The following is a 21692-nucleotide window of genomic DNA, read 5'->3' as shown; positions in this document are numbered from 1 at the left end:
GGTGATGCTCTCTGACCCCGCGCCACACAACCACAGCGCAGCGGCGGTCACTTCGACAGGCCGGATCAGCATATGCTTGCAGCCGATCCCCGCAAACCCATGCCGGGCCGGGACCGGGCGCACACCGTCATGGACGACCGCGATATCATCCCCCTAGGACAAATGGCTGCGGATGGCCCCGGTGCTGACCGGGTCATTCCTTTGACTCCGGCCCAGCGCATCAGCGGACAGGACCACCCCCCAGCCAAAGGTGTCATTGGCGGTATTGCGCTCCGGCACGGTCACGTCAAGCGAGGGGTCGCGCAGATGGATCAAGGTTGCAAAGGTCTGTCCGGCAGGGCTGCCCCCCAGGCAAAGAACGTTCATGGCCACCCTCCCCCGCACCTGCATCGGCCAAAACCGTTGCACTGGTCCAAAATAAATTCAAGCTTAAAATATTCCAGCTTGAAGCAAATCCGGGTTCATGCCTTTCTTCGGGTTTCAACCGGAGGGGAACATGACCACAGTTGCCGTCATTGGCCTTGGCACCATGGGGCTGGGCATCGCCCAGACCTATGCCGCCGCAGGCTTCCGGGTTCTGGCGACCGACAGTTTCGCCGCCGCCCGCGACAGCGCCATCGACCGTTTGCGCGCAGGCCTTGCCGCGCGTGTCGCGGCGGGCAAGATGGCGCAGGCCGATCTGGACGCACTGGCGTCGCACATCACCATCGTTCCCGGCCCCGAGGCGATGGGCGATGCCGCGCTGGCGATCGAGGCGGTGGTCGAACAGATCGCGGTCAAGCGGGCGCTCTTTGCCGCGCTGGAAGCGGTGATTGCGCCGGATGCGGTGCTGGCAACGAACACATCGTCGTTGCAGGTCGCGGCGATGGCCGAGGGGTTGCGGCACCCCGACCGGCTGCTGGGCCTGCATTTCTTCAACCCCGCCCCAGTGATGAAGCTTGTCGAACTGGTGGCCCACCCCGGAACACATCCCGCCGCCCTGCGCGTGGCGCAAAAGCTGACCGAAGCAGCAGGCAAGACCGTCATCACCTGCCCTGACCGCCCCGGTTTCATCGTCAACCGCTGCGCCCGCCCGTTCTATGGCGAGGCGCTTGCCTTGCTCGAGGCCGGGCACAGCGCCGCCGACATCGACGCGGCAATGCAGGCGGCGGGCTACCGGCTTGGCCCCTTTGGGCTGATGGATCTGATCGGGGCCGATGTCAGCCTTGCCGCGACAGAAAGCCTGTCGGCCGCGATGCAGGGCCATCCCCGCTATCACGTGTTCGATGCCCTGCGCCGTCAGGTGGCAGCGGGCATGCTGGGGCGAAAAACGGGGCGCGGCTTTCTGTTCCCTGACCCGCCTGCCGCCGCGCCGCAAGACGCTGCCGCCATCGTCAACCGGATCGAGGCGGCGCTTGCCAATGAGGCGGCGTGGCTGTTGTCCGAGGGGGGGACGACCCCTGACAGCATCGACACCGCGCTGAAACTGGGGCTGAATTTCCCGCGCGGGCCGTTCGAAATCATCGCAAACCGCCGGGGCACGCTGCGCGCAGAGCTGGCAGACCTTGAAGCCGCAGCGCCCCCTTACCTCAAGGGCCGCTATCACCCCGCCCCGCTGCTGGCGGAACAATGATCCAAGGCGATGCGCCTGATGCGCTGCGCCGCAGGTCAGCCGCCGTCCTGACCGGAACGCGGCGACCAGGTGGCATCAATCACCCTCAGGGGGCGCAGCGAAAAATGTCTCGGGTCAGAGACGCCGGGCCAGGTCTGCAATTCGATTTGTGAATATCTGACTTCAATTACTTCATTTGCTTTCTTTGTGCCGATGCGGATTGATCGGAGCAAACCAAAGCGTGGACCAGGATGACCGACCCTCCAGACCTTCAGCTTTTTGTCAACAACAGCTGGCGCAAGACGGCAGACACCCTGCCGGTGCCGGACCGGGCGACCGAACAGGACATCGGCCGTCTGCCCATCTCCCACACCTCTGATCTGGCAGAGCGCGGCATTGGGGGTCGGAGCCGCACCGCGCCACGCATCCGGGCGCAGACCGGCGGCCGGGTACATCCGCCCTGTCTGGAACTGACCGAAGACCAAAAGACCCCTGACCTGACGTAGATTAGACACCTGCGGCCTGAAACTGGCCTGAAAAGGAGACACCAATGACCCGCCTTGCGGCTTTCAATTTCCAGCAATGGATCGACGCGCACAAACACCTTCTGAAACCGCCGGTCGGCAATCAGATGGTGTTCAAGGATGCCGGTCTGATGGTCACCGTTGTCGGCGGACCAAATGAGCGGACCGATTATCACGATGACCCGGTGGAAGAGTTCTTCTATCAGTTAAAGGGTGACATGCTGTTGAAATTGCATGACACTTCGACGGGAGAGTTCTACGATGTGCCGATCCGCGAGGGAGATATCTTTTTGCTGCCCGCCCATATCCGCCATTCGCCGCAGCGCCCGCAGGAAGGCTCTGTCGGGCTGGTGATCGAACCGGCCCGCCCCGAAGGCGCGCTGGATGCGGTCGAATGGTATTGCTTTGGCTGCAACGCCCGCGTTCACCGGGCCGAGGTGGATCTGGAGTCGATCGTCGATGACCTGCCACCGATCTATGCTGCGTTCTATGCCGATGAAAAAGCACGCACCTGCCCGAAATGCGGGGAAATTCACCCCGGCAAAAAGCCTCCGGCAGGATGGGTGAAGCTCTAGGTGTTTTAGGCTGGAAATAAAATTCAAGCCTGACAGTATGGCCAGAAGCAAAACAAAAAGACGCAAACGACAACCGGGAGAAAGACATGAGAAAACTGCTGACCTCCACCGGCATTCTGCTCGCTCTGATGAGCCCAGCCCATGCCGAGGCGACCAAGATCGGCGTCATCACCACGCTGTCCGGTCCCGCCGGGTATCTTGGCGAACAGATCCGCGACGGTCTGACGCTTGGGCTGCAAGCCACCGGCGCAGAATTTGAACTGGTCGTCGAAGACGATGCCCGCGATCCGAACACCGGCGTTCAGGTGGCCGACCGGATGCTGAACGAAGAGGGCATCAAGCTGCTGACCGGGATCGTGTTCTCCAACGTCTCGGGCGCGGTGGTGCCGGAAGCGCTGGATGCGGGCGCGATCTATGTCAGCCCGAATGCCGCCCCATCGGGTCTGGCCGGGGCCAAATGCCACCCGAATTACTTTGTGGTCAGCTGGCAGAATGACAGCCTGCACGAAGCCTCGGGGGCTGCCGCCAAAAAGCTGGGCTATACCACGGCGGTCGCTCTGGCCCCCAACTATCAGGCCGGCAAGGATGCCATCGCCGGGTTCAGCCGCGAATTCGGCGGGACAGTGACCGAGATTTACACCGGGGTCGAACAGTCCGACTTTGCCGGTGAGATGGCGCAGATCCGCAGCGTGGCGCCGCAGGTGGTGTTCCAGTTCCATCCCGGGGGTCAGGGCATTGCGTTTCTCAAGCAGTACCAGCAGGCCGGGCTGCTTGGCTCTGTTCCGATGGTGTTGTCGGAACCGTCATATGACAGCGTGATCCTGAAGGCCGTCGGCCCCGCTGCCGTCGGCCTGACCGGCACCACGCACTGGAATGACGATTTCGACAACGAGGCGTCAAAGGCCCTGGTTGCCGAATGGGCCGCAGCCTTTCCCGATGCGCCGCTGACCACCTATGGGCAGCAGGGATATGACACCGGCCTGCTGATCGGCGGCGCGCTGAACAAGGTCGGGGGCGAAGACATCGCCGCCCTGCAAGCCGCGATCAAGGCCGCCGATTTCGCCTCGACCCGGGGCAACTTTGCCTTTGGCGCCAACCAGCATCCGGTTCAGGACTGGTATCTGACCTCGATCGAAGCGGACGAGGCTGGCAATCCAAAGATCGTGACCAAGGAAAAGATCCTTGAAGCTGTGGGCGACGTTTACGCCGCCGACTGCAAGATGTGACCTGACACCGGGCCGGATGGCACTGTGCCATCCGGTCCTGTTCCGGCACCATCGCAATTCACAGACCCCCTGGAGGCCCGCAGATGATCCTGTTGATCGAGCAGCTTTTGAACGGGCTGCAATACGGCGTCACGCTGTTTTTGCTGGCCGCCGGGCTGACGTTGATTTTCGGAATCATGGGCGTCATCAATCTGGCACATGGCGCTTTGTATATGGTCGGTGCCTTTGCCGGGGCCTGGGTCTCGATTCAGACCGGCTCGTTCTGGGCCGGGCTTCTGGCCGGGCTGGTGGCCTCGGCCATCGCCGGAATCGTGGTCGAGCTGGGGGTCATGCGCCGCCTTTATGCCCGTGACCATCTGGATCAGGTTCTGGCGACCTTTGCCCTGATCCTGATCTTCAACCAGTCCACCGTGCTGATCTTCGGTCGTCAGCCGCTGTTCACCTCTCTGCCCGAGATGTTTTCGGGGTCGGTCGAGATCGTGCCGGGCCTGCCCTATCCGACCTATCGGCTGTTTGTCATCACGGTCGGTCTGGCCGTCGCGGTCGGCCTGTATCTGCTGATCAACAAGACCCGGATCGGCATGCTGGTGCGTGCCGGGGCCAGCAACCGCCAGATGGTACGGGCGCTGGGGGTGAACATCCGGGGGCTGTATACGGCGGTGTTCGGGCTCGGGGCGCTGCTGGCCGGGCTGGCCGGGGTGATGGCCTCGCCGATCCTGTCAGTGCAGGTCGGCATGGGGGACGAGATCATTCTGGCCACCTTTGTCGTGGTGGTGATCGGCGGGGTCGGCTCGGTGAAAGGCGCCTTTGTCGCCGGGATCGTGCTGGGGATGTGCGACACCATGCTGCGCGCCTTTCTGCCCGGCCTGTTGCAGCAGGTCATGCCGGGGTCCGAGGCGCAGGCACTGGGGGTCGGAATATCTTCGATGGGGATCTATCTGATGATGGCGATTATTCTTCTGGTCCGTCCGCGCGGCCTGTTTGCAGCGCAGGGATGACCCGATGAAACGCGAATACCTTATTCTGGCCACCGTCTTCCTGCTGCTGGCGCTGGTGCCGTTTCTGGCCGCAGCCACCGGCCAGACCAGCTGGACACGGCTGGTCGGTCAGGCGTTGATCTATGGCATGGCGGCGGCCAGCCTGAACTTCATTCTCGGCTACGGCGGCATGATCAGCTTTGGCCACGCAGCATTCTTTGGCATCGGCGGTTATGTGGTCGGAATCCTGTACCACCATTTCGACGCCGGAACCTCGTTTCTGGGCCTGATTCCCGGCACCGATCAGATGCTGCTGACCCTGCCCGCCGCCGTGCTGGTGGCCGGGCTGGCGGCGGCACTGGTGGGCGCGATGTCGCTGCGCACCGGCGGCGTGCAGTTCATCATGATCACGCTGGCCTTTGCGCAGATGTTCTTTTTCCTGTTCATCTCGCTGAAAACCTATGGCGGCGAGGATGGGATCATGGTGCGCCGCACCAATGCGCTGCCGGGCCTCGACATGCGCAACCGCGACACGCTGTATTGGGTCGTGCTGTGCTTTGCCGCCGCCTATTACCTGTTCCTGCGCCGCCTTGTGCAATCCTCGTTCGGTCAGATCATCGCCGGCATCCGCCAGAACGAACGCCGCATGGCCGCGATGGGGATCTCGACGTTCCGCTACAAGCTCTATGCCTTCATCCTGTCCGGCATGGGCGCGGGTCTGGCCGGGGCGCTGATGGTGAACTTCCTGCGCTTTGCCTCGCCCGACATGATGCATTGGACCCGGTCGGGCGAGTTCATGATCATGGTCATCCTTGGCGGCGTCGGCACTCTGGCCGGGCCATTCATCGGCGCGGGGGTGCTGTTCACGGTGGAGACGACGCTGGCGCGGTATACCGAGCACTGGATGCTGCCGGTTGGCATCCTGCTGCTGGTTGTGGTGCTGACCTCAAAGGGCGGGCTTATGGCGCTGATCCGCAAGCTGAGCGGGGGGCAGAAATGACCCATGTGCTTGAAATCGCCGGGCTGACCAAGAGTTTTGGCGGTCTGACCGCGACCGACAATGTCAGCCTGACCGTCAATGCCGGAGAGATTCACGCTCTGATCGGGCCAAATGGCGCCGGAAAATCGACGCTGATCAATCAGATCTGTGGCGAGCTGATGCCAAACGCCGGCCATATCCATCTGGCGGGCCGCGACATCACCCGCCTGTCCCCGGCAGAGCGTGTGACGCTGGGTCTGGGGCGGACCTTTCAGATCACCTCGCTTCTGGACGACATGACGGTGCGCGAAAATCTGGGCCTTGCGGTTCAGGCGCGCGAAGGCGGCAATTTCCGTATCTTCGACCGCGCCGCAAGCCGCGCCGAGGTGTGGGACGAGGTGGCCGAGATCCTGACTGCCTCTGCGCTTGGCCCCCGCGCCGGTGTCACCGTCGCCGATCTGGCCCATGGCGAGAAAAAGCAGCTGGAGCTGCTGATGGCGCTGTCCCAGCGCCCCCGGCTGCTGTTGCTGGATGAACCGATGGCCGGGCTTGGCCATCTGGAAAGCCAGCAGATGATTGACGCGCTGCTGGCCGCCCGCGGTGATTGCGCGATGCTGCTGGTCGAACACGATATGGACGCCGTGTTTGCGCTTGCCGACCGGGTCACCGTGCTGGTGTACGGGCGTGTCATCGCGGCCGGAAACGCCGATGAGATCCGCGCAAATCCGGCGGTCCGCGACGCCTATCTCGGAGAGGAGGACACCTGATGCTGTCGGTGCAAAACCTGCAAGCCGGCTACGGTGCCTCACAGGTGCTGTTCGACATCTCGCTCGACATCAGGGAGGGCGAGGTGGTCACCCTGATGGGCCGCAACGGCATGGGCAAGACCACCACGGTCCGCACGATCATGGGCTTGCTGCCACCCAAGGGCGGGGCGGTGCAGTATGACGGTCGTGCCATTGGCGGGCTGGCCCCGGAAAAGGTGGCGCGGCTGGGCTTTGGTCTGGTGCCCGAGGGGCGGCAGGTGTTTCCCACGCTGACCGTGCGCGAAAACCTGGTGGCCACGGCGGCCAACCGGTTGGCGGCAAAGTCGCCCTGGACCCTTGCCCGCATCTATGACCTGTTCCCCCGCCTTGGCGAGCGCGGCGGGCAGATGGCGGCCACGCTGTCGGGCGGCGAGCAGCAGATGCTGGCGGTGGGTCGCGCGCTGATGACCAACCCGCGCCTGCTCATTCTGGATGAGGCGACCGAAGGGCTGGCCCCGGTGATCCGCGCGGAAATCTGGCAGGTGGTCGAAAAGCTGAAGGCCGAGGGGCAGTCGATCCTGCTGATCGACAAGACATTTTCCGTGCTCAAGCGCCTGGCCGACCGGCATTTCATTCTGGAAAAGGGCAAGACGGTCTGGACCGGCACCAGTGCCGACCTGACCCGCGATCAGGCCCGCGTTCAGGCTTGGGTCGGCATCTGATGCGACTGGTTCTGATCGGATGGGGCGCCATCGGCTCTGAAATTGCCCGCCGGCTGGCGCTGCGGCAGTCGCCGGCAACGCTTGGGGCCGTTGCCGGTTGCGGTCTGCTGTTTCCGCTGATCATCCGGATGATCGCCGGTCCCGCCACCACCGCGTCCTTGCCCATGACGATTCTGGCCGGATGGAGATCACGCCCGACAATCTGGCCCTGCCCGATAGCCCCAAATCCTCGGCGCTGACGGCGCTATCCGTGGTGCGGCTGATCGGGAACCGCGCAAACCCTCTGGTGATCTGATGCTCAAAGACGAAGCCACCCTGCCCCGCGCCCGACTGGACGCCGATTACACCGCCCGCACCACGGTGACCGAGGCGGAGTTTGCCGATATTCTGGGCCGGTATCAAAGCCTGTCGGACGCGGCCCACGACCTGCCCCACACGCGCGCGGGGCTGACATTCTGCACTGAAACTGGGCTGAAGCTCGATCTGTTCGGCACCACGCCGGGCGAAAGCCGCCCCGTTGTGGTGTTCATCCATGGCGGCTACTGGCGGGCGCTGTCGCGCGCGCAATCTGCCTTTGCCGCCCCGATGCTGGCCGCGCAGGGCATCGCCACCGCCGTGCCGGATTACCGGCTGGCCCCCGGGGCCAGCATCACCGACATCCTCACCGACTGCCGCCGGGCGATTGCGCATCTGTGGCACAATGCCGAGGCCTTGGGCCTTGACCGCACGCGCATCACCGTGAGCGGATCCTCTGCCGGGGGCCATCTCGCCGCCGCCGTCGCGCAACCCGGCTGGCAAGCAGAGTTGGGTCTGCCAGAGCAGCCGCTGCTTGCCTGCCTGCCGGTATCCGGCCTGTTCGAGCTGGCGCCGCTGGCCGCCTGCCATGTGCAGGACTGGATGCAATTCACCGATGCCGAACTGGCCCAAAGCCCGCTCCGCCACCCGCCACAGGGCCTGCGGGGGGCCTTGGCGCTGGCGGCTGGCGCAGGCGAAGCCATGGGCTTTCACCGCCAGTCAGACGCGTTCGCAAAAGTGACCGGCTGGCCGGTCCACCGGGTGGCCGGTCGCAATCATTTCGACATCATTCTGGATCTTGCCAACCCGGACACCACCCTGTCACAGCTGCTGCTGGACCTTGCCCGCTGATCACGTCTGATCCACCTCATCCGCAATCACCGCCACGCAATCGCCGGGTTTGACCAGCCCCGGCAAATGCCGCGCGGTGAACAGACCGGCCCGGTTGGCGCGCAGCTCTGTCGGGTCAAGCCCGGTGCGCCCGGTCGGATAGATCATCGCAATGCACTGATCCTTGCGGACCCGGTCGCCCAGATCGGCGCAAAAGCGGATCAGACCCGCGTCTTCGGCAAAGGTGAAGCAGCTGCCATCGGGCATATCCAGCCACTGCGTCGGCACAGGGTCAGGGGTTCCGCGCAAGATACCCGCCGCCATCAGCAGGTTGCGACACCCCCGGATCGCGATCCCGGCGGTATAGGCGCTGGCGGTGCCGCCGCCGCCCAGCTCGGTGGTGACAAACACCTTGCCCATGGTTTCGGCGGCGGTGTCGTACATGCCGACCGCGTCAATCTCCAGCATCCTGACCGAATAAGGCGCGCCAAAAGCCCGGACCAGCCGGAACGCCTCAGCCTCCTGCGCGGTGTCGGGCAGGATATGGGCGGCGCAGAACGGCAGGAAATCCAGCGTCTTGCCGCCGGAATGGAAATCCAGCACCACATCGGCCATCGGCAACAGTACGCGCTGAAAGTAGTCGGCAATCTTTTCTGTCACCGAGCCATCAGGGCGGCCCGGAAAGCTGCGGTTCAGGTTGCCCCGGTCGATGGGTGAGGTCCGGGTGCCCGCCGCAAAGGCGGGCTGGTTCATCATCGGCACAATGATGACCCGCCCCGAAACGTCCTCGGCGCGCAGGCTTCGGGCCAGATCAAACAGCGCGATCGGGCCTTCGTATTCATCACCGTGATTGCCCCCGGTCAGCAAGCCGGTCGGCCCGTCGCCGTTTTTCACGACCGTGACGGCAATCATCACCGAGCCCCAGGCCGCATCATCGCGGCTGTAGGGCAGACGCAGAAACCCGTGCTGCACGCCGTCTGCCGCAAAATCCACCGTCGCCGACACCGGCGACGGTCGCATGTCTGTGCCCATCGGATCAGTCCTTTACAAACAGCTTGCGCGGCACGTTTGCCAGACATTCCACCCCGGTTTCGGTGATCAGAATGCTTTCCGTGATCTCCAGCCCCATATCCTCCAGCCACAGACCCGTCATGAAGTGAAAGGTCATGCCCGGCTTCAGCTCGGTCTTGTCGCCGGGGCGCAGCGACATGGTGCGCTCGCCCCAGTCCGGCGGATAGCTGACGCCGATGGGATAGCCGGTGCGGTTGTCCTTGATGATGCCGGATTTGGCCAGCACGTCAAAGAACCCGCGGGCGATGTCTTCACAGGTGTTGCCCGGCTTTGCTGCGGCCAGCCCCGCCTCCATCCCTTCCAGCGTGGCCTTTTCGGCATCCAGAAAGGCCTGCGTCGGCTTGCCCAGAAACACGGTCCGCGACAGCGGGCAGTGATAGCGGTGATAGGTGCCGGCGATTTCAAAGAACGTGCCTTCGCCCGATTTCATCGGCTTGTCGTCCCAGGTCAGGTGCGGCGCAGACGCATCGCGGCCCGAAGGCAACAGCGGCACGATGGCGGGGTAATCGCCGCCGAACGCCGCATCGCCGCGGATCCCCGCATCATAGATTTCGGCCACCAGATCGCATTTGCGCATGCCGACCTCGATCTTGTCGACGATCCGCGCATGCATGTTTTCCACGATCCGCGCGGCCTTGCGCATATAGGAAATCTCGGTCGGCGACTTCACCGCGCGCTGCCAGTTCACCAGCGCCGTGGCATCGGAAAAGCGCGCGTTCGGCAGGTGCCGGGTCAGGCTGGCAAAGGCGGCGGCGGTGAAATAGTAATTGTCCATCTCGACCCCGATCCGCAGGCTGCCCCAGCCCTTGTCGGTCAGGATACCCGACAGGTAATCCATCGGGTGCCGTTCGGTGCTTTGCACATAGTGATCGGGATAGCCGAGGATGTTTTCATGCCGCAGGTAAGCGGTCAGTTTTGCCCCGTTCGCATCCTGCCCCCGGCCAAACCAGATCGGTTCGCCATGCGGTGGCACGATCACGCATTGATGCACATAGAACGACCAGCCGTCATAGCCGGTCAGCCAGTTCATGTTGCTGGGATCGGTGACGATCAGCAGATCGATCCCCCTTGCCTCCATCGCGTGGCGCGTCTTTTCCAGACGCGTGGCAAATTCATCGCGGGAGAACCGCAAGTCCACGTCTGTCATTGATCGTATCCTCCTATGGGCGGTGCTGCCCGGGGTTTCTTTCAAAAAGTAGAACTTTGCCCCGCCCCGGCCGCGCGGGCGATGGCAAGGGCGGCCCGGCCCGGCTGGTCGAGATGACAGAGGGTCCTGACAAGCCGTAAGGCTCGACGATGGCAGCAAATTCGCCCGACTCTTTCATCTTGTCCAGCGCCACGTCAAAATCATGACGCTCTGCGAACGAAGAACCCCTTGGCCCGGTCGCCCCGGCAATCGCCTTCGACACCAAGGCGAAGGGGTCGCCCGCGCAAATGACACCGGATTCGGTCTTGTGGCCTGTGTCGTCACCCGCGATGGTGCCCGCGACTTGCGGCTGTCACAGCGCTTGAATTCGGGATGATCTCGGTTAACCGTATCACCGGCGGCCCGGTGCCCTTTGGCGGCTCGAAACAGTCTGGCCCCGGGCACGAAGGGTCGCACCATAGGCTGAAAGCGTTTGTCAAACTGAAATACCTCTGCATCGACACTGCCGCCTGAGCGCGGGAAAGGACCAATCATGCTTGACCGCGACAATGATCTGAACGCCTGGGATCGCGACCATTTCTTTCACCCCTCCACCCATATGGGCATGCATGCGCGCGGCGACACACCGCGCCGCGTCATCGTCGGCGGCGAGGGGTGCCACATCGTTGACGCCACCGGCAAACGCAGTCTGGATGCCTTTGCCGGGCTATACTGCGTGAATGTCGGCTATGGCCGGACCGAAATTGCCGATGCCATCGCCGAACAGGCGCGCGAACTGGCCTATTACCACGCCTATGTCGGCCACGGGACCGAAGCGAGCATCACGCTGGCGCGGATGATCATCGAACGCGCGCCCGAGCATATGAGCCGGGTCTATTTCGGGCTGTCGGGGTCGGATGCGAACGAGACCAACATCAAGCTGATCTGGTACTACAACAACATTCTGGGCCGGCCCGAGAAGAAAAAGATCATCAGCCGCTGGCGTGGCTATCACGGGTCGGGTGTGATGACCGGCAGCCTGACCGGGCTGTCGCTGTTCCACGCCAATTTCGATCTGCCCCGGGCCCCGATCCTGCACACCGACGCACCTTATTACTTCCGCCGCGTAGACCGCTCGATGTCAGAGGAACAGTTCAGCGCCCATTGCGCCGCCCGGCTGGAAGAGATGATCCTTGCCGAAGGGCCCGACACCATCGCCGCCTTCATCGGCGAGCCGATCCTTGGTACCGGCGGCATTGTGCCGCCGCCACAGGGCTATTGGGCCGCGATTCAGGCGGTGCTGACGAAATACGATATCCTGCTGGTCGCGGATGAGGTGGTGACCGGCTTTGGCCGTCTGGGCACCATGTTCGGATCGGTGCATTACGGGATGGAGCCGGACCTGATCACCATCGCCAAGGGTCTGACCTCGGCCTATGCGCCGCTGTCGGGGTCGATCGTGTCGGACCGGATGTGGCAGGTTCTGGTGCAGGGGTCCGATCAGCTTGGCCCGATTGGTCACGGCTGGACCTATTCGGCCCACCCGATCTGTGCCGCAGCCGGGGTGGCGAACCTGAAACTGATTGATGAGATGGGCCTTGTGCAGAACGCGGGCGAGGTCGGGGCCTATTTCCGCGCCGGTCTGACCGATGCGCTGGCCGGGCACGCCAATGTCGGTGAGGTGCGCGGCGATGGGCTGATGGCTGCGGTCGAGTTTGTCGAAGACAAGGACGACCGGCGCTTTTTTGATCCCGCACGCAAGGTCGGGCCAGCGGTCGCCGCGGCCCTGCTGGACGAGGGCGTCATTGGCCGCGCGATGCCGCAAGGTGACATCCTCGGCTTTGCCCCGCCGCTGTGCCTGACCCGTGACGAAGCGGATCTTGTGATCAAGGCGGCGGACAAGGCGGTTCGCAAGGTTCTGGGCTGACGGCCCCGATCATCGGCCCACCGCGCGCAGGGCCAGCGGCCTGCGCGCGGTGGGCCAGCGCGCCTCGCCGACAGGTGCTGCGCTGTCACCGGTTTTGCGGTGCCTGTGGAGTTATCGGTCAGGATGGACCGGCTGCTGCGCCACGATCTGGCCCAGCCAGTCCAGCAGTCTTTGCAACGGCCGGCTTGGCGGGCGCAGGTGCGGCCAAACGCAGAAATACCGGCTGTCAATCGGGGTCCGGCCCGCCACGGCGGGCGTCAGGCGGCCCCGCTCAAACTCGACCCTTGCGATGAATTCGGGCAACAAGGCGACGCCAAAGCCATGCACCGCCGCCTCGACCATATGGGTGAACTGGTCAAACAGCATGCCGCGCAGACGGTCTGCCGGGTGGCCGTTGCGCTCGAACCAATCCTCCCAGGCGCCGGGGCGGCTTTCCAGATGCAGCAGCGGCATCGTCAGCAGATCGGGCACCCGCAACGCGCCCGGCCCCAACAGCTCGGGCGCACAGGCCGGGATGATGTTTTCCTGCCCAAGATCCAGATACTCCACCCCCGGCCAGTCACGGGTGCCGAAGTGGATGGCGGCATCCAGCTTGTCGCGGCTGAAATCGAACGGGGCCAGCCGTGTTGACAGATTCACCGTGATATCAGGGTATTGCACGGCAAAGCTCTTCAATCGCGGCAACAGCCAATGGGTTCCGAACGCCGGAAGCACGCCGATGTTCAGGCTGCTTTTCTCGCCCGCCGCCCGGATTTTCATGCTGGAGCGCGCCAGATCTTGCAGATAGTCGCGCACCGATGCCGCGTAATCCAGCCCCGCCGGGGTCAGGGCCAGCCCCTTGCCCTCGCGCCGGAACAGGCTGACGCCGATCTGCGCCTCAAGGGTTTTCAGCTGGCGACTGATCGCGGAATGGGTCAGCGCCAGGTCTTCGGCGGCGGCTGTCGCAGTGCCCAGCCGGTCCACCGCCTCCAGCGCAAGCAGGGAACTGACCGAGGGCAAAAAGCGGCGCGGCGCGATCATGTGCGTCTTTCTCCAAACATGTGGACTTCTTCTCGCTCATAATCTCCGATCATTCCAGCTATTGTCTGACCACATGTGCCAGGCACAAAGGATACTTGCATGACCCTCGCCCCTGCCCCGCACCTTGCCTGTTGCCTGAACGGGTTGGAGATTTGTGGTATGATCCCCGGCACGGCCCGCAAGACGACAGTTCCGCAAGGGGGCAAATGATGGACCGCGCCGGCATTGTGCATGAGAACTTTCTGCGCCGGGTCGCCGCGCGCGATCTGCCGGCGGGCCGCCCCCCCGCAGGCCCGATGGCGCCCGAAACGGCGGTGCAGGCGTTCCGCGCCGCCTGTCTGACCCGCGCGCTGGACCGGCAAAGCCGGGCGATGCAGCGGGCGGGGCAAGGGTTTTACACCATCGGCTCGTCGGGGCATGAGGGGCTGGCGGCGGTGGCGCTGGCGCTGCGCCCCGATGACATGGCCTTCCTGCACTACCGCGACGCGGCGTTCCAGATCGCGCGCGCCGGGCAGGTTCCGGGCCAGACCCCGGCCTGGGATATGCTGCTGTCGTTCGCCTCATCGTCGGAAGACCCGATTTCGGGCGGGCGGCACAAGGTGCTGGGGTCGCGCGATCTGTTCATCCCGCCGCAGACTTCGACCATCGCCAGCCATCTGCCAAAGGCGGTGGGCGCGGCCTATTCCATCGGCGCGGCCCGGCGGCACCGGCCCGAACACCAGATCCTGCCCGATGATGCGATCATCTGTTGCAGCTTTGGCGACGCCTCGGCCAACCATTCGACCGCGCAAGGCGCGTTCAACACCGCACAATGGACCAGCTATCAATCGGTGCCGCTGCCGCTGCTGTTTGTCTGCGAAGACAATGGCATCGGCATTTCCACCAAGACGCCAAAGGGCTGGATCGAAGCCACGTTCCACGCCCGACCCGGCCTGAAATACTTCAAGGCCGACGGCTTGGACCTGTATGACACCTACCGCGTAGCGACCGAGGCCGCCGCCTATGTCCGCGACCGCAAGAAGCCCGCGTTCCTGCACCTGCGCACCATCCGGCTCTATGGCCATGCCGGGGCCGATGTGCCCACCACCTATCTGTCGCGCGAAGAGGTAGAGGCCGAAGAGGCGCAGGACCCGCTGCTGCATGCCGTGCGCCTGCTGGACCAGGCCGGGGTGCTGACACCGGATCAGGCGCTTGCGATCTACACCGAAACCAATGCCCGCGTCGTGCGCGTGGCAGATCAGGCCATCACCCGGCCCCGGTTGCAAACCGCAGAACAGGTCATGGCCGCGATTGTGCCGCCAAAACGCCCCTGCGCCCCCACCAACGGGCCAACGCCAGAGGCGCGGGCGGCGGCCTTTGGTGGCGACCGGAAGGCGATGGACGAGCCGCAGATCATGTCGCGCCTGATCAACTGGGCGCTGACCGATCTGATGCTGACCCACCGCGAGCTGGTGATGATGGGCGAGGATGTCGGGCGCAAGGGCGGCGTTTACGGGGTCACGCAAAAGCTGCACGCCCGCTTTGGCCCCGACCGGATGATCGACACCCTGCTCGACGAACAGTCGATCCTGGGCCTTGCCATCGGCATGGCGCAGAACGGCTTCGTGCCGCTGCCCGAGATTCAGTTCCTCGCCTATCTGCACAACGCCGAAGACCAGCTGCGCGGCGAGGCGGCGACATTGCCGTTTTTCTCCAATGGCCAGTTCAGCAACCCGATGGTGCTGCGGATCGCCGGGCTGGGCTATCAAAAGGGCTTTGGCGGGCATTTCCACAATGACAACTCGGTCGCCGTGCTGCGCGACATTCCCGGGCTGATCCTCGCGGTGCCGTCGAATGGCGCGGATGCGGCGATGATGCTGCGCGAATGTGTGCGGCTGGCGCGCGAAGAGCAGCGGGTGGTGGTGTTTCTGGAACCCATAGCCCTTTATCCGATGCGCGATCTGCATGCCGAAAAGGATGGCGGCTGGATGCGGCGCTATCCCGATCCGTCGCAGACCATCCCCTTTGGTCAGGTCGGGGTTGACGGGGCGGGAACCGATCTTGCCATCGTCACCTTCGGCAACGGAGTTTTTCTGTCGCAACAGGCGCTGCCCGCGATCACGGCGGCGGGGATTTCGGCCCGCATCATTGACACGCGCTGGCTGTCGCCACTGCCCAAAGCGGCGCTGACCTCGGCGGTTCAAGGCTGCAGGCATGTGCTGGTGGTCGATGAAACCCGCCACTCTGGCGGCGTGGCCGAGGCGCTGATGGCGCATTTCCATGAGACCACAGCGGTAAAGCTGGCCCGCATCACCGCCGAAGACAGCTTCATCTCCACCGGCCCGGCCTATGCCGTCACCATGCCGTCGCAGGCCAGCATCACGCAGGCCGCCATCGCCCTGGCAGGAGGCCGCGCATGACCCGCAAAACCGCCGTCGTCATCTGCCCCGGTCGCGGCACCTATAATGCGACCGAGTTGGGCAGCCTGTCGCGCCACTTTCCCGACCCCGCCCTGCTGGCCCGGTTTGATGCGATGCGGCAGGCCGAGGGGCAGCAAAGCCTGACCGCGCTGGACGGGGCCGCGAAATTCTCGCTGGCGCTGCACAGCCGGGGCGACACTGCCAGCGGGCTGATCTTTGCCGCGAGCTATGGCGATTTCCTGTCCATCGACCGGGATGTGGTCGAGGTGGTGGCCGTCACCGGCAATTCGATGGGCTGGTATTCGGCGCTGGCCTGCGCCGGGGCCGTCCCGCCCGAAGATGGCTTTCGCATCGCCAACACCATGGGCCGCCTGATGCAACAGGCGCTGATCGGCGGCCAGACGGTGTACCCGGTGGTCGGCGACGATTGGGTGCCGGACCCGGCGCGCAAATCCACTCTGCTGGCGCTGGTGGACGAGATTTCCTGGCGCTCAGGCCATGCACTGGCCCTGTCGATTGACCTTGGCGGGCTGTTGGTGATTGCCGGTAATGACGCGGGGCTGAAAGCGTTCGAGTCCGCCGTGCCGCCGCTGCAGGGCCGCTTTCCGATGCGGCTGGGCAACCATGCGGCGTTTCACACCGCCCTTCAGGCTCCGGTCGCCGCACAGGGCCGCGACTTGCTGCCGGATTCGCTGTTCACCACGCCGCGCCTGCCAAAGATCGACGGGCGCGGCCAGGTCTGGTGGCCGGGCGCGCAGACCCCTGGCGCGCTCCGCGACTACACGCTGGATCACCAGGTGGTGCAGCCTTACGATTTCACTGCCGCCATCCGCAGCGCTGCGCGTGAATTTGCGCCCGATCTGTTCGTCATCACCGGACCCGGCACCACGCTGGGCGGGGCGGTGGCGCAGGCGCTGATCCAGACCAGCTGGCGCGGCATGGCAAGCAAGGCCGATTTTCAACGCCTTCAGGCCGAAGCGCCGATCCTGATCTCCATGGGCCTGCCCGAGCAGCGCGGCCCTGTCACCCAACCCCGAGGTTCCAAATGACCCATACCGCCGTTCTGACCGCCGCTGGCCTGACCCCTGCCGATCTGACCGGGGGCACATTGGCGGTTCATTCGCCGATCGACGGGGCCGAAATCGCACGGGTGCGCGAAACCGACCCTGCCGAAATGCCCGCCGTCATCGCTCGCGCGCAGACCGCGTTTCAGGTCTGGCGCACGGTGCCCGCGCCGCGCCGGGGCGAACTCGTGCGCCTGTTGGGCGAAGAGTTGCGCGCGGCCAAGGCGGAGCTGGGCGCGCTGGTGACGCTGGAGGTGGGCAAGATCACCTCCGAGGGCTTGGGCGAAGTGCAGGAGATGATCGACATCTGCGACTTTGCGGTGGGCCTGTCGCGGCAGCTCTATGGCCTGACCATCGCCTCCGAGCGTCCGGGCCACCGCATGGCCGAAACCTGGCACCCGCTGGGGCCGGTGGGCGTGATCAGCGCGTTCAACTTTCCCGTTGCGATCTGGTCGTGGAACGCCGCCCTTGCGCTGGTCTGCGGCAATCCGGTGATCTGGAAGCCGTCGGAAAAGACCCCGCTGACCGCGCTGGCAACACAAGCCATCATGAACCGCGCGCTGGCCCGCTTTGGCGATGCGCCCGAGGGGCTGTGCCAGCTGGTGATCGGCGGCGCGGCCATCGGGGTGGCGCTGGTGGACAGCCGCGATGTGCCGGTGCTGTCGGCCACCGGATCGACCCGCATGGGCGGCATCGTGGGGCCAAAGGTCATGGCACGCTGGGGCCGGCCCATTCTGGAGCTGGGCGGCAACAATGCGATGATCGTGGCCCCGTCTGCCGATCTGGATATGGCGGTGCGGGCCATCGTGTTCGGGGCCGTGGGCACGGCGGGGCAGCGCTGCACCTCGCTGCGCCGTCTGATCGTGCATGGTGACATCCGCGACGATCTGATGGCCCGCCTGACCAAGGCCTATGCCACGCTGTCCGTCGGCGATCCGCGCAGCGAAGGCACGCTGGTCGGCCCGCTGATCGACACCGCCGCCCGCGACCGCATGCTGGCGCAACTCGACCACGCCCGCGCCGATGGCGGCACGGTGCATGGCGGCACGGTCGTGACCGAAGCGGTGCCGCAGGGCGGGGCCTATATCCGCCCCGCGCTGGTGGAAATGCCCGCGCAAACCCCGTGTGTGTGCGAGGAAACCTTTGCCCCGATCCTCTATGTCATGGGATATGACACGCTGGATCAGGCCATCGCACTGCAAAACGATGTGCCGCAGGGCTTGTCGTCGTGCATCTTTACCCTGAACCTGCGCGAGGCAGAAACTTTCCTCTCGGCCGCCGGGTCGGATTGCGGCATCGCCAATGTGAACATCGGGCCATCGGGGGCCGAAATCGGCGGGGCCTTTGGCGGGGAAAAGGAAACCGGCGGCGGGCGGGAAAGCGGGTCGGACGCGTGGAAGGGCTATATGCGCCGCCAGACCAGCACGGTGAACTATTCGGCCGAGCTGCCGCTGGCGCAGGGCGTGCGCTTTGACCTCTGACCCGACCCGGTAGCGGGCTGGTTGCAGCGATTGCTTTACCGCCGCACCGATTGCCGCTGACAGGTCCACAGGCCTTGCCATCATCGGTGGCGGCCCTGCCGGCTGCGCGGTGCGGTCTCAAACCGGGTGCCGTTCTGGTCCACCGGGCGGCGGTACGGGACTGACGACAGAGCCATCAGTGTTGGCCAAGGTGCCTGCATCAACGGCATGACAACCGCATAGGCTCAGGAAGATCCGCACCGCGCGTCTTTGACCGATTGTCGATCCTTGACAATCCAGCCATAACTCCGGACGTAAAGAGTCGCAAAGCACCTGCCCCTCTGATCCCGGAATCTGGCCATGACCCACCGCCCCAATGACCCCGCCCCCGAAATCGAGCGTCTTGTCCGCGCGGTCGAGGAGCGGCTGATCGCGGTGCGCCGCGATCTGCACGCCCATCCCGAAACCGGGTTCGACACCATCCGCACCGCCGCGATTGTTGCGGGTGAACTGCGCGCCTTGGGGCTGACGCCGAAAACCGGTGTCGGGCGCACCGGCGTGGTGGCGGAAATCACCGGCGGCCGCCCCGGCCCCTGCCTGATTTTGCGCGCCGACATGGATGCGCTGCCGATCCATGAGGAAACCGGGCTGCCCTTTGCCTCGACCATCCCCGGCAAGATGCACGCCTGCGGCCATGATCTGCACACCGCGTCCTTGCTGGGGGCGGCGGCGGCGCTGGTGCAACTGGCCCCCACACTTGCGGGAACGGTGCGGCTGATCTTCCAACCGGCTGAGGAAACGCAGGAGAGCGGGGCCGCCGCCATGGTTGCCGACGGTGCGGCGGACGGGGTCGATATGGCCATCGCCTTTCACAACCGCCCCGAACTTCCCGTGGGCCAGATCCTGCTGAACCGGGGCGCGAGCACAGCGTCGAGCGATGAATTCCGCGTGGTGCTGCACGGCAAATCCGGTCATGCCGCGCGCCCGCATGCCGCCATCGACCCGATCATCGGCGCGGCGCATGTCCTGACCCAGCTGCAAACCGTGATCTCGCGCGAGATGGACCCCGCCCTGTCGGCCGTGCTGACGGTCGGCCACATCGCAGGCGGGGCGACGCAGAACATCATCCCCGACAGCTGCATGTTCGAGGGCACGGTCCGGTGCCGGTCGCCGCAGTCGCGCGATCTGGCTGAAGCCGCGTTCCGCCGCATCTGTACGGGTGCTGCCGCAGGGCTGAACCTGCGCGCCGAGGTGGACTATGTGCGCGGCGCGCCGCCGCTGATGAATGATGACCATATGATCACCCGCACCGCCGAGGCGTTGTCTGCCCAGTTCGGGGCACCCACAGTGGTCGAACCCGGCAGCAGCTTTGGCGCCGAGGATTTCTCCTATTTCTCGGAACGGGTGCCGTCGGTGCAGATCTTCATCGGCTCCGGCCAGCCGGGCCGTGACGACCGGGTTCACAACTCCGACTACCAGCCTGATGAGGGCTGCATCGCCCAAAGCGCCATCGCATTGACGCGCATGGCGACCGAATTTCTGTCCTGACCCCCTGATTCTGGCCTGACCCTGTAAGGAGACCACCCATGACCCTCACCCGCAGCACTTTTCTGCGCGCCGCACTGGCCGCAGCCGTTGCCCTGACCGCCGCCCCCGTGCTGGCGCAGGACAAGAAGCTTGTCTTCGCGACCGAAGGGGCCTTTCCGCCCTTCAACATGACCCGGCCCGATGGCACGCTGTACGGCTTTGAGCTGGACATGCTGGACGAGGTCGCCAAGCGCGCCGGGTTCGAATACGAGGTGATCTCGCAGGCCTGGGACGGGATGATTCAGGGGCTGGTCGATGGCAAATATGATGCCGTGGTCGATTCCGTCACCATCACCGAAAAGCGGCTGGAAGTGGTCGATTTCTCGCTGCCCTACACCACCGGCGGCTCGACCTTTGCGGTGATGAAGGAAAGCGGTCTGGAGCTGGACGGCACCGGCACCTTTGTCGACCTGACCGAGGAAGCCCCGACCGAAGCGGCCATCAACGCCATCGCCGAAAAGCTGGCGGGCAAGACCGTCGGCGTGCATGTGGCGACGATTCAGGCCGATTTTCTGGCCACCTATCTGGAACCCAAGGGCGTGACGATCCGTACCTATCCCAATGGCCCCGATGTCTATCAGGATCTGATGAACGGGCGGCTGGATGCGGGCATGGCCTCGGTCACCAACATCTCGGCGTTTCTGGAAAAGAACGCGGAAACCGCGATGGCGACCGGCCCATCCTTCAAGGGTGGCGTGATGGGGGCCGGTGCGGCGTTCGTCGTCCAGAAGGGCAATGCCGAGCTGGCCGACAAGATCAGCGCCGCGCTGAAATCCATGTCCGATGACGGCACGCTCGAGGCCCTGTCGACCCAGTGGTTCGGCATGGTCGTGACGCCAAAGCTCTGACATGGAGTTCGGGGATCTCGCGCTGCTGGGCTTTGGTCCCGAAGGCTGGGGCAAGGTGCTGGTCCGCGCCGGGCTGATGACGCTGGCGGTCTCGGTCGCGGCCTTTCTGTTCGGGCTGGGGCTGGGCACGCTGGTGGCTTGGGCGCGGATCGGCGGCAATGCCGTGCTGCGGCGACTGGCAGAGGCCTATGTGGTCGTGCTGCGCGGGGTTCCCGATATTCTGGTGATCTATCTGTTCTACTTCGGTGGCCGTCAGGTGGTGACGGCCATCGGCACCGGCCTTGGCTTTGAAGGGCCGTTCGACATTTCGGGCTTTGTCGCCGGGATGCTGGCGATCGGGCTGATCTCTGCCGCCGGCCAGTCCGAGGTGCTGCGCGGGGCCTATCAGGCGGTGCCAAAGGGCATGGTCGAGGCCGGGCGTGTGGTTGGCATGACCCGCCTGACCCTGTTCCGCCGGGTGATCGCGCCGCAAGCGATGACCACGGCCCTGCCCGGCATGGGCAACCAATGGCAATCGGTGATCAAGGAAACCGCGCTGGTCTCTGTCACCGGGCTGGTCGAGACGATGCGGCAGGTCTCGGTCGCGGCGGGCACCACGCAAGAGCATTTCCTGTTCTACGCCGCAGGGGCAGCGATCTATCTGTGCATCACCACGGTGTCCGATCAGATCTTCCGCTTAGCCGAACGCCGCAGCCTGCGCGGCCATCCGCAAGGGGGGATGTGAG

General features: G+C 64.8%; 22 protein-coding genes. 18 read left to right on the top strand and 4 right to left on the bottom strand.

Translation table 11 applies throughout. The annotated features are described in order from the left end of the window. Positions 1-153: 153 nt before the first annotated feature. The gene (locus tag J2X53_RS07665; protein ID WP_349036903.1) at positions 154-366 is read right to left on the bottom strand and encodes a hypothetical protein; all 213 of its coding nucleotides are present in this window, start codon (positions 364-366) and stop codon (positions 154-156) included. Between the two features lie 130 nt (positions 367-496). On the opposite strand from J2X53_RS07665, the gene J2X53_RS07660 reads away from it, so the two are divergent. The 10 genes from J2X53_RS07660 to J2X53_RS07615 all read left to right on the top strand — a co-directional run bounded on the left by J2X53_RS07660 (position 497) and on the right by J2X53_RS07615 (position 8486). Next, positions 497-1612: a 3-hydroxyacyl-CoA dehydrogenase NAD-binding domain-containing protein gene (locus J2X53_RS07660; RefSeq protein WP_349036902.1), complete on the top strand. Its 1116-nt coding sequence runs from the start codon at positions 497-499 to the stop codon at positions 1610-1612. A 230-nt stretch (positions 1613-1842) separates the two neighbouring features. Further along, positions 1843-2097: a hypothetical protein gene (locus J2X53_RS07655; protein WP_349036901.1), complete on the top strand. Its 255-nt coding sequence runs from the start codon at positions 1843-1845 to the stop codon at positions 2095-2097. Positions 2098-2141: 44 nt separating this feature from the next. Continuing rightward, positions 2142-2690 carry a 3-hydroxyanthranilate 3,4-dioxygenase gene (locus J2X53_RS07650; protein ID WP_349036900.1) on the top strand — a complete coding sequence of 183 codons (549 nt, stop codon included), beginning with the start codon at positions 2142-2144 and terminating at the stop codon, positions 2688-2690. Between the two features lie 86 nt (positions 2691-2776). Further along, positions 2777-3916: an ABC transporter substrate-binding protein gene (locus J2X53_RS07645; protein ID WP_349036899.1), complete on the top strand. Its 1140-nt coding sequence runs from the start codon at positions 2777-2779 to the stop codon at positions 3914-3916. Between the two features lie 83 nt (positions 3917-3999). Beyond that, positions 4000-4914 carry a branched-chain amino acid ABC transporter permease gene (locus tag J2X53_RS07640; RefSeq protein WP_349036898.1) on the top strand — a complete coding sequence of 305 codons (915 nt, stop codon included), beginning with the start codon at positions 4000-4002 and terminating at the stop codon, positions 4912-4914. 4 nt (positions 4915-4918) lie between these two features. Continuing rightward, complete coding sequence (locus J2X53_RS07635) at positions 4919-5893, top strand: branched-chain amino acid ABC transporter permease (RefSeq protein WP_349036897.1); 975 nt, start codon at positions 4919-4921, stop codon at positions 5891-5893. Then, positions 5890-6639, top strand: coding sequence for an ABC transporter ATP-binding protein (locus J2X53_RS07630; RefSeq protein ID WP_349036896.1), 750 nt, complete (start codon positions 5890-5892; stop codon positions 6637-6639). Before J2X53_RS07635 ends, J2X53_RS07630 begins: the two co-directional genes overlap by 4 nt. Continuing rightward, positions 6639-7340 carry an ABC transporter ATP-binding protein gene (locus J2X53_RS07625; RefSeq protein WP_349036895.1) on the top strand — a complete coding sequence of 234 codons (702 nt, stop codon included), beginning with the start codon at positions 6639-6641 and terminating at the stop codon, positions 7338-7340. Before J2X53_RS07630 ends, J2X53_RS07625 begins: the two co-directional genes overlap by 1 nt. Positions 7341-7437: 97 nt before the next feature. Next, on the top strand, positions 7438-7635 hold the full coding sequence (locus J2X53_RS07620; RefSeq protein ID WP_349036894.1) for a hypothetical protein: 198 nt from the start codon (positions 7438-7440) through the stop codon (positions 7633-7635). Then, the gene (locus tag J2X53_RS07615) at positions 7635-8486 is read left to right on the top strand and encodes an alpha/beta hydrolase (protein WP_349036893.1); all 852 of its coding nucleotides are present in this window, start codon (positions 7635-7637) and stop codon (positions 8484-8486) included. The genes J2X53_RS07620 and J2X53_RS07615 overlap by 1 nt, the downstream gene beginning before the upstream one ends. Here the strand turns inward: J2X53_RS07615 and doeB are convergent, their stop codons facing one another. Both doeB and doeA read right to left on the bottom strand, forming a co-directional pair. Next, positions 8487-9485 (bottom strand): N(2)-acetyl-L-2,4-diaminobutanoate deacetylase DoeB, encoded by a 999-nt coding sequence (gene doeB / locus J2X53_RS07610; RefSeq protein ID WP_349037364.1) that lies wholly within the window; start codon positions 9483-9485, stop codon positions 8487-8489. A gap of 16 nt (positions 9486-9501) precedes the next feature. Further along, positions 9502-10683 carry an ectoine hydrolase DoeA gene (doeA, locus tag J2X53_RS07605; RefSeq protein ID WP_349036892.1) on the bottom strand — a complete coding sequence of 394 codons (1182 nt, stop codon included), beginning with the start codon at positions 10681-10683 and terminating at the stop codon, positions 9502-9504. 372 nt (positions 10684-11055) lie between these two features. Here doeA and J2X53_RS07600 point away from each other — a divergent pair, with 372 nt between their 5' ends. Next, positions 11056-11196 (top strand): hypothetical protein, encoded by a 141-nt coding sequence (locus tag J2X53_RS07600; protein ID WP_349036891.1) that lies wholly within the window; start codon positions 11056-11058, stop codon positions 11194-11196. Between the two features lie 19 nt (positions 11197-11215). After that, positions 11216-12589: an aspartate aminotransferase family protein gene (locus J2X53_RS07595; protein ID WP_349036890.1), complete on the top strand. Its 1374-nt coding sequence runs from the start codon at positions 11216-11218 to the stop codon at positions 12587-12589. 111 nt (positions 12590-12700) lie between these two features. Here J2X53_RS07595 and J2X53_RS07590 read toward each other — a convergent pair whose 3' ends face one another. After that, on the bottom strand, positions 12701-13609 hold the full coding sequence (locus J2X53_RS07590) for a LysR substrate-binding domain-containing protein (RefSeq protein WP_349036889.1): 909 nt from the start codon (positions 13607-13609) through the stop codon (positions 12701-12703). Between the two features lie 209 nt (positions 13610-13818). On the opposite strand from J2X53_RS07590, the gene J2X53_RS07585 reads away from it, so the two are divergent. The 6 genes from J2X53_RS07585 (at position 13819) to J2X53_RS07560 (ending at position 21691) form a co-directional block, all read left to right on the top strand. Continuing rightward, positions 13819-16008: a thiamine pyrophosphate-dependent enzyme gene (locus tag J2X53_RS07585; RefSeq protein ID WP_349036888.1), complete on the top strand. Its 2190-nt coding sequence runs from the start codon at positions 13819-13821 to the stop codon at positions 16006-16008. Continuing rightward, positions 16005-17057, top strand: coding sequence for an ACP S-malonyltransferase (locus tag J2X53_RS07580; RefSeq protein WP_349036887.1), 1053 nt, complete (start codon positions 16005-16007; stop codon positions 17055-17057). Before J2X53_RS07585 ends, J2X53_RS07580 begins: the two co-directional genes overlap by 4 nt. After that, on the top strand, positions 17054-18553 hold the full coding sequence (locus J2X53_RS07575; protein WP_349036886.1) for an aldehyde dehydrogenase family protein: 1500 nt from the start codon (positions 17054-17056) through the stop codon (positions 18551-18553). Before J2X53_RS07580 ends, J2X53_RS07575 begins: the two co-directional genes overlap by 4 nt. 339 nt (positions 18554-18892) lie before the next feature. Beyond that, complete coding sequence (locus J2X53_RS07570; protein ID WP_349036885.1) at positions 18893-20080, top strand: M20 family metallopeptidase; 1188 nt, start codon at positions 18893-18895, stop codon at positions 20078-20080. A 38-nt stretch (positions 20081-20118) separates the two neighbouring features. Continuing rightward, positions 20119-20967 carry a transporter substrate-binding domain-containing protein gene (locus tag J2X53_RS07565; RefSeq protein WP_349036884.1) on the top strand — a complete coding sequence of 283 codons (849 nt, stop codon included), beginning with the start codon at positions 20119-20121 and terminating at the stop codon, positions 20965-20967. A 1-nt stretch (position 20968) separates the two neighbouring features. Beyond that, complete coding sequence (locus tag J2X53_RS07560; protein WP_349036883.1) at positions 20969-21691, top strand: ABC transporter permease subunit; 723 nt, start codon at positions 20969-20971, stop codon at positions 21689-21691. Position 21692: the final 1 nt, after the last annotated feature.

This window comes from Pseudotabrizicola sp. 4114 (assembly GCF_031457365.1).
Taxonomy (GTDB): Bacteria; Pseudomonadota; Alphaproteobacteria; order Rhodobacterales; family Rhodobacteraceae; genus Pseudotabrizicola.
This window is presented reverse-complemented; position numbering and strand designations above follow the sequence as displayed.

Excerpts from the sequence above, each read along its gene's own strand:
- J2X53_RS07615 (WP_349036893.1), top strand. The coding sequence starts at position 7,635 with ATGCTCAAAGACGAAGCCACCCTGCCCCGCGCCCGACTGGACGCCGAT.
- J2X53_RS07635 (WP_349036897.1), top strand. The coding sequence starts at position 4,919 with ATGAAACGCGAATACCTTATTCTGGCCACCGTCTTCCTGCTGCTGGCG.
- doeA (WP_349036892.1), bottom strand. The coding sequence starts at position 10,683 with ATGACAGACGTGGACTTGCGGTTCTCCCGCGATGAATTTGCCACGCGT.
- J2X53_RS07645 (WP_349036899.1), top strand. The coding sequence starts at position 2,777 with ATGAGAAAACTGCTGACCTCCACCGGCATTCTGCTCGCTCTGATGAGC.
- J2X53_RS07580 (WP_349036887.1), top strand. The coding sequence starts at position 16,005 with ATGACCCGCAAAACCGCCGTCGTCATCTGCCCCGGTCGCGGCACCTAT.
- J2X53_RS07560 (WP_349036883.1), top strand. The coding sequence starts at position 20,969 with ATGGAGTTCGGGGATCTCGCGCTGCTGGGCTTTGGTCCCGAAGGCTGG.
- J2X53_RS07600 (WP_349036891.1), top strand. The coding sequence starts at position 11,056 with ATGATCTCGGTTAACCGTATCACCGGCGGCCCGGTGCCCTTTGGCGGC.
- J2X53_RS07650 (WP_349036900.1), top strand. The coding sequence starts at position 2,142 with ATGACCCGCCTTGCGGCTTTCAATTTCCAGCAATGGATCGACGCGCAC.
- J2X53_RS07655 (WP_349036901.1), top strand. The coding sequence starts at position 1,843 with ATGACCGACCCTCCAGACCTTCAGCTTTTTGTCAACAACAGCTGGCGC.
- J2X53_RS07665 (WP_349036903.1), bottom strand. The coding sequence starts at position 366 with ATGAACGTTCTTTGCCTGGGGGGCAGCCCTGCCGGACAGACCTTTGCA.
- J2X53_RS07575 (WP_349036886.1), top strand. The coding sequence starts at position 17,054 with ATGACCCATACCGCCGTTCTGACCGCCGCTGGCCTGACCCCTGCCGAT.
- J2X53_RS07640 (WP_349036898.1), top strand. The coding sequence starts at position 4,000 with ATGATCCTGTTGATCGAGCAGCTTTTGAACGGGCTGCAATACGGCGTC.
- J2X53_RS07595 (WP_349036890.1), top strand. The coding sequence starts at position 11,216 with ATGCTTGACCGCGACAATGATCTGAACGCCTGGGATCGCGACCATTTC.
- doeB (WP_349037364.1), bottom strand. The coding sequence starts at position 9,485 with ATGCGACCGTCGCCGGTGTCGGCGACGGTGGATTTTGCGGCAGACGGC.
- J2X53_RS07570 (WP_349036885.1), top strand. The coding sequence starts at position 18,893 with ATGACCCACCGCCCCAATGACCCCGCCCCCGAAATCGAGCGTCTTGTC.
- J2X53_RS07630 (WP_349036896.1), top strand. The coding sequence starts at position 5,890 with ATGACCCATGTGCTTGAAATCGCCGGGCTGACCAAGAGTTTTGGCGGT.
- J2X53_RS07565 (WP_349036884.1), top strand. The coding sequence starts at position 20,119 with ATGACCCTCACCCGCAGCACTTTTCTGCGCGCCGCACTGGCCGCAGCC.
- J2X53_RS07585 (WP_349036888.1), top strand. The coding sequence starts at position 13,819 with ATGGACCGCGCCGGCATTGTGCATGAGAACTTTCTGCGCCGGGTCGCC.
- J2X53_RS07590 (WP_349036889.1), bottom strand. The coding sequence starts at position 13,609 with ATGATCGCGCCGCGCCGCTTTTTGCCCTCGGTCAGTTCCCTGCTTGCG.
- J2X53_RS07625 (WP_349036895.1), top strand. The coding sequence starts at position 6,639 with ATGCTGTCGGTGCAAAACCTGCAAGCCGGCTACGGTGCCTCACAGGTG.
- J2X53_RS07660 (WP_349036902.1), top strand. The coding sequence starts at position 497 with ATGACCACAGTTGCCGTCATTGGCCTTGGCACCATGGGGCTGGGCATC.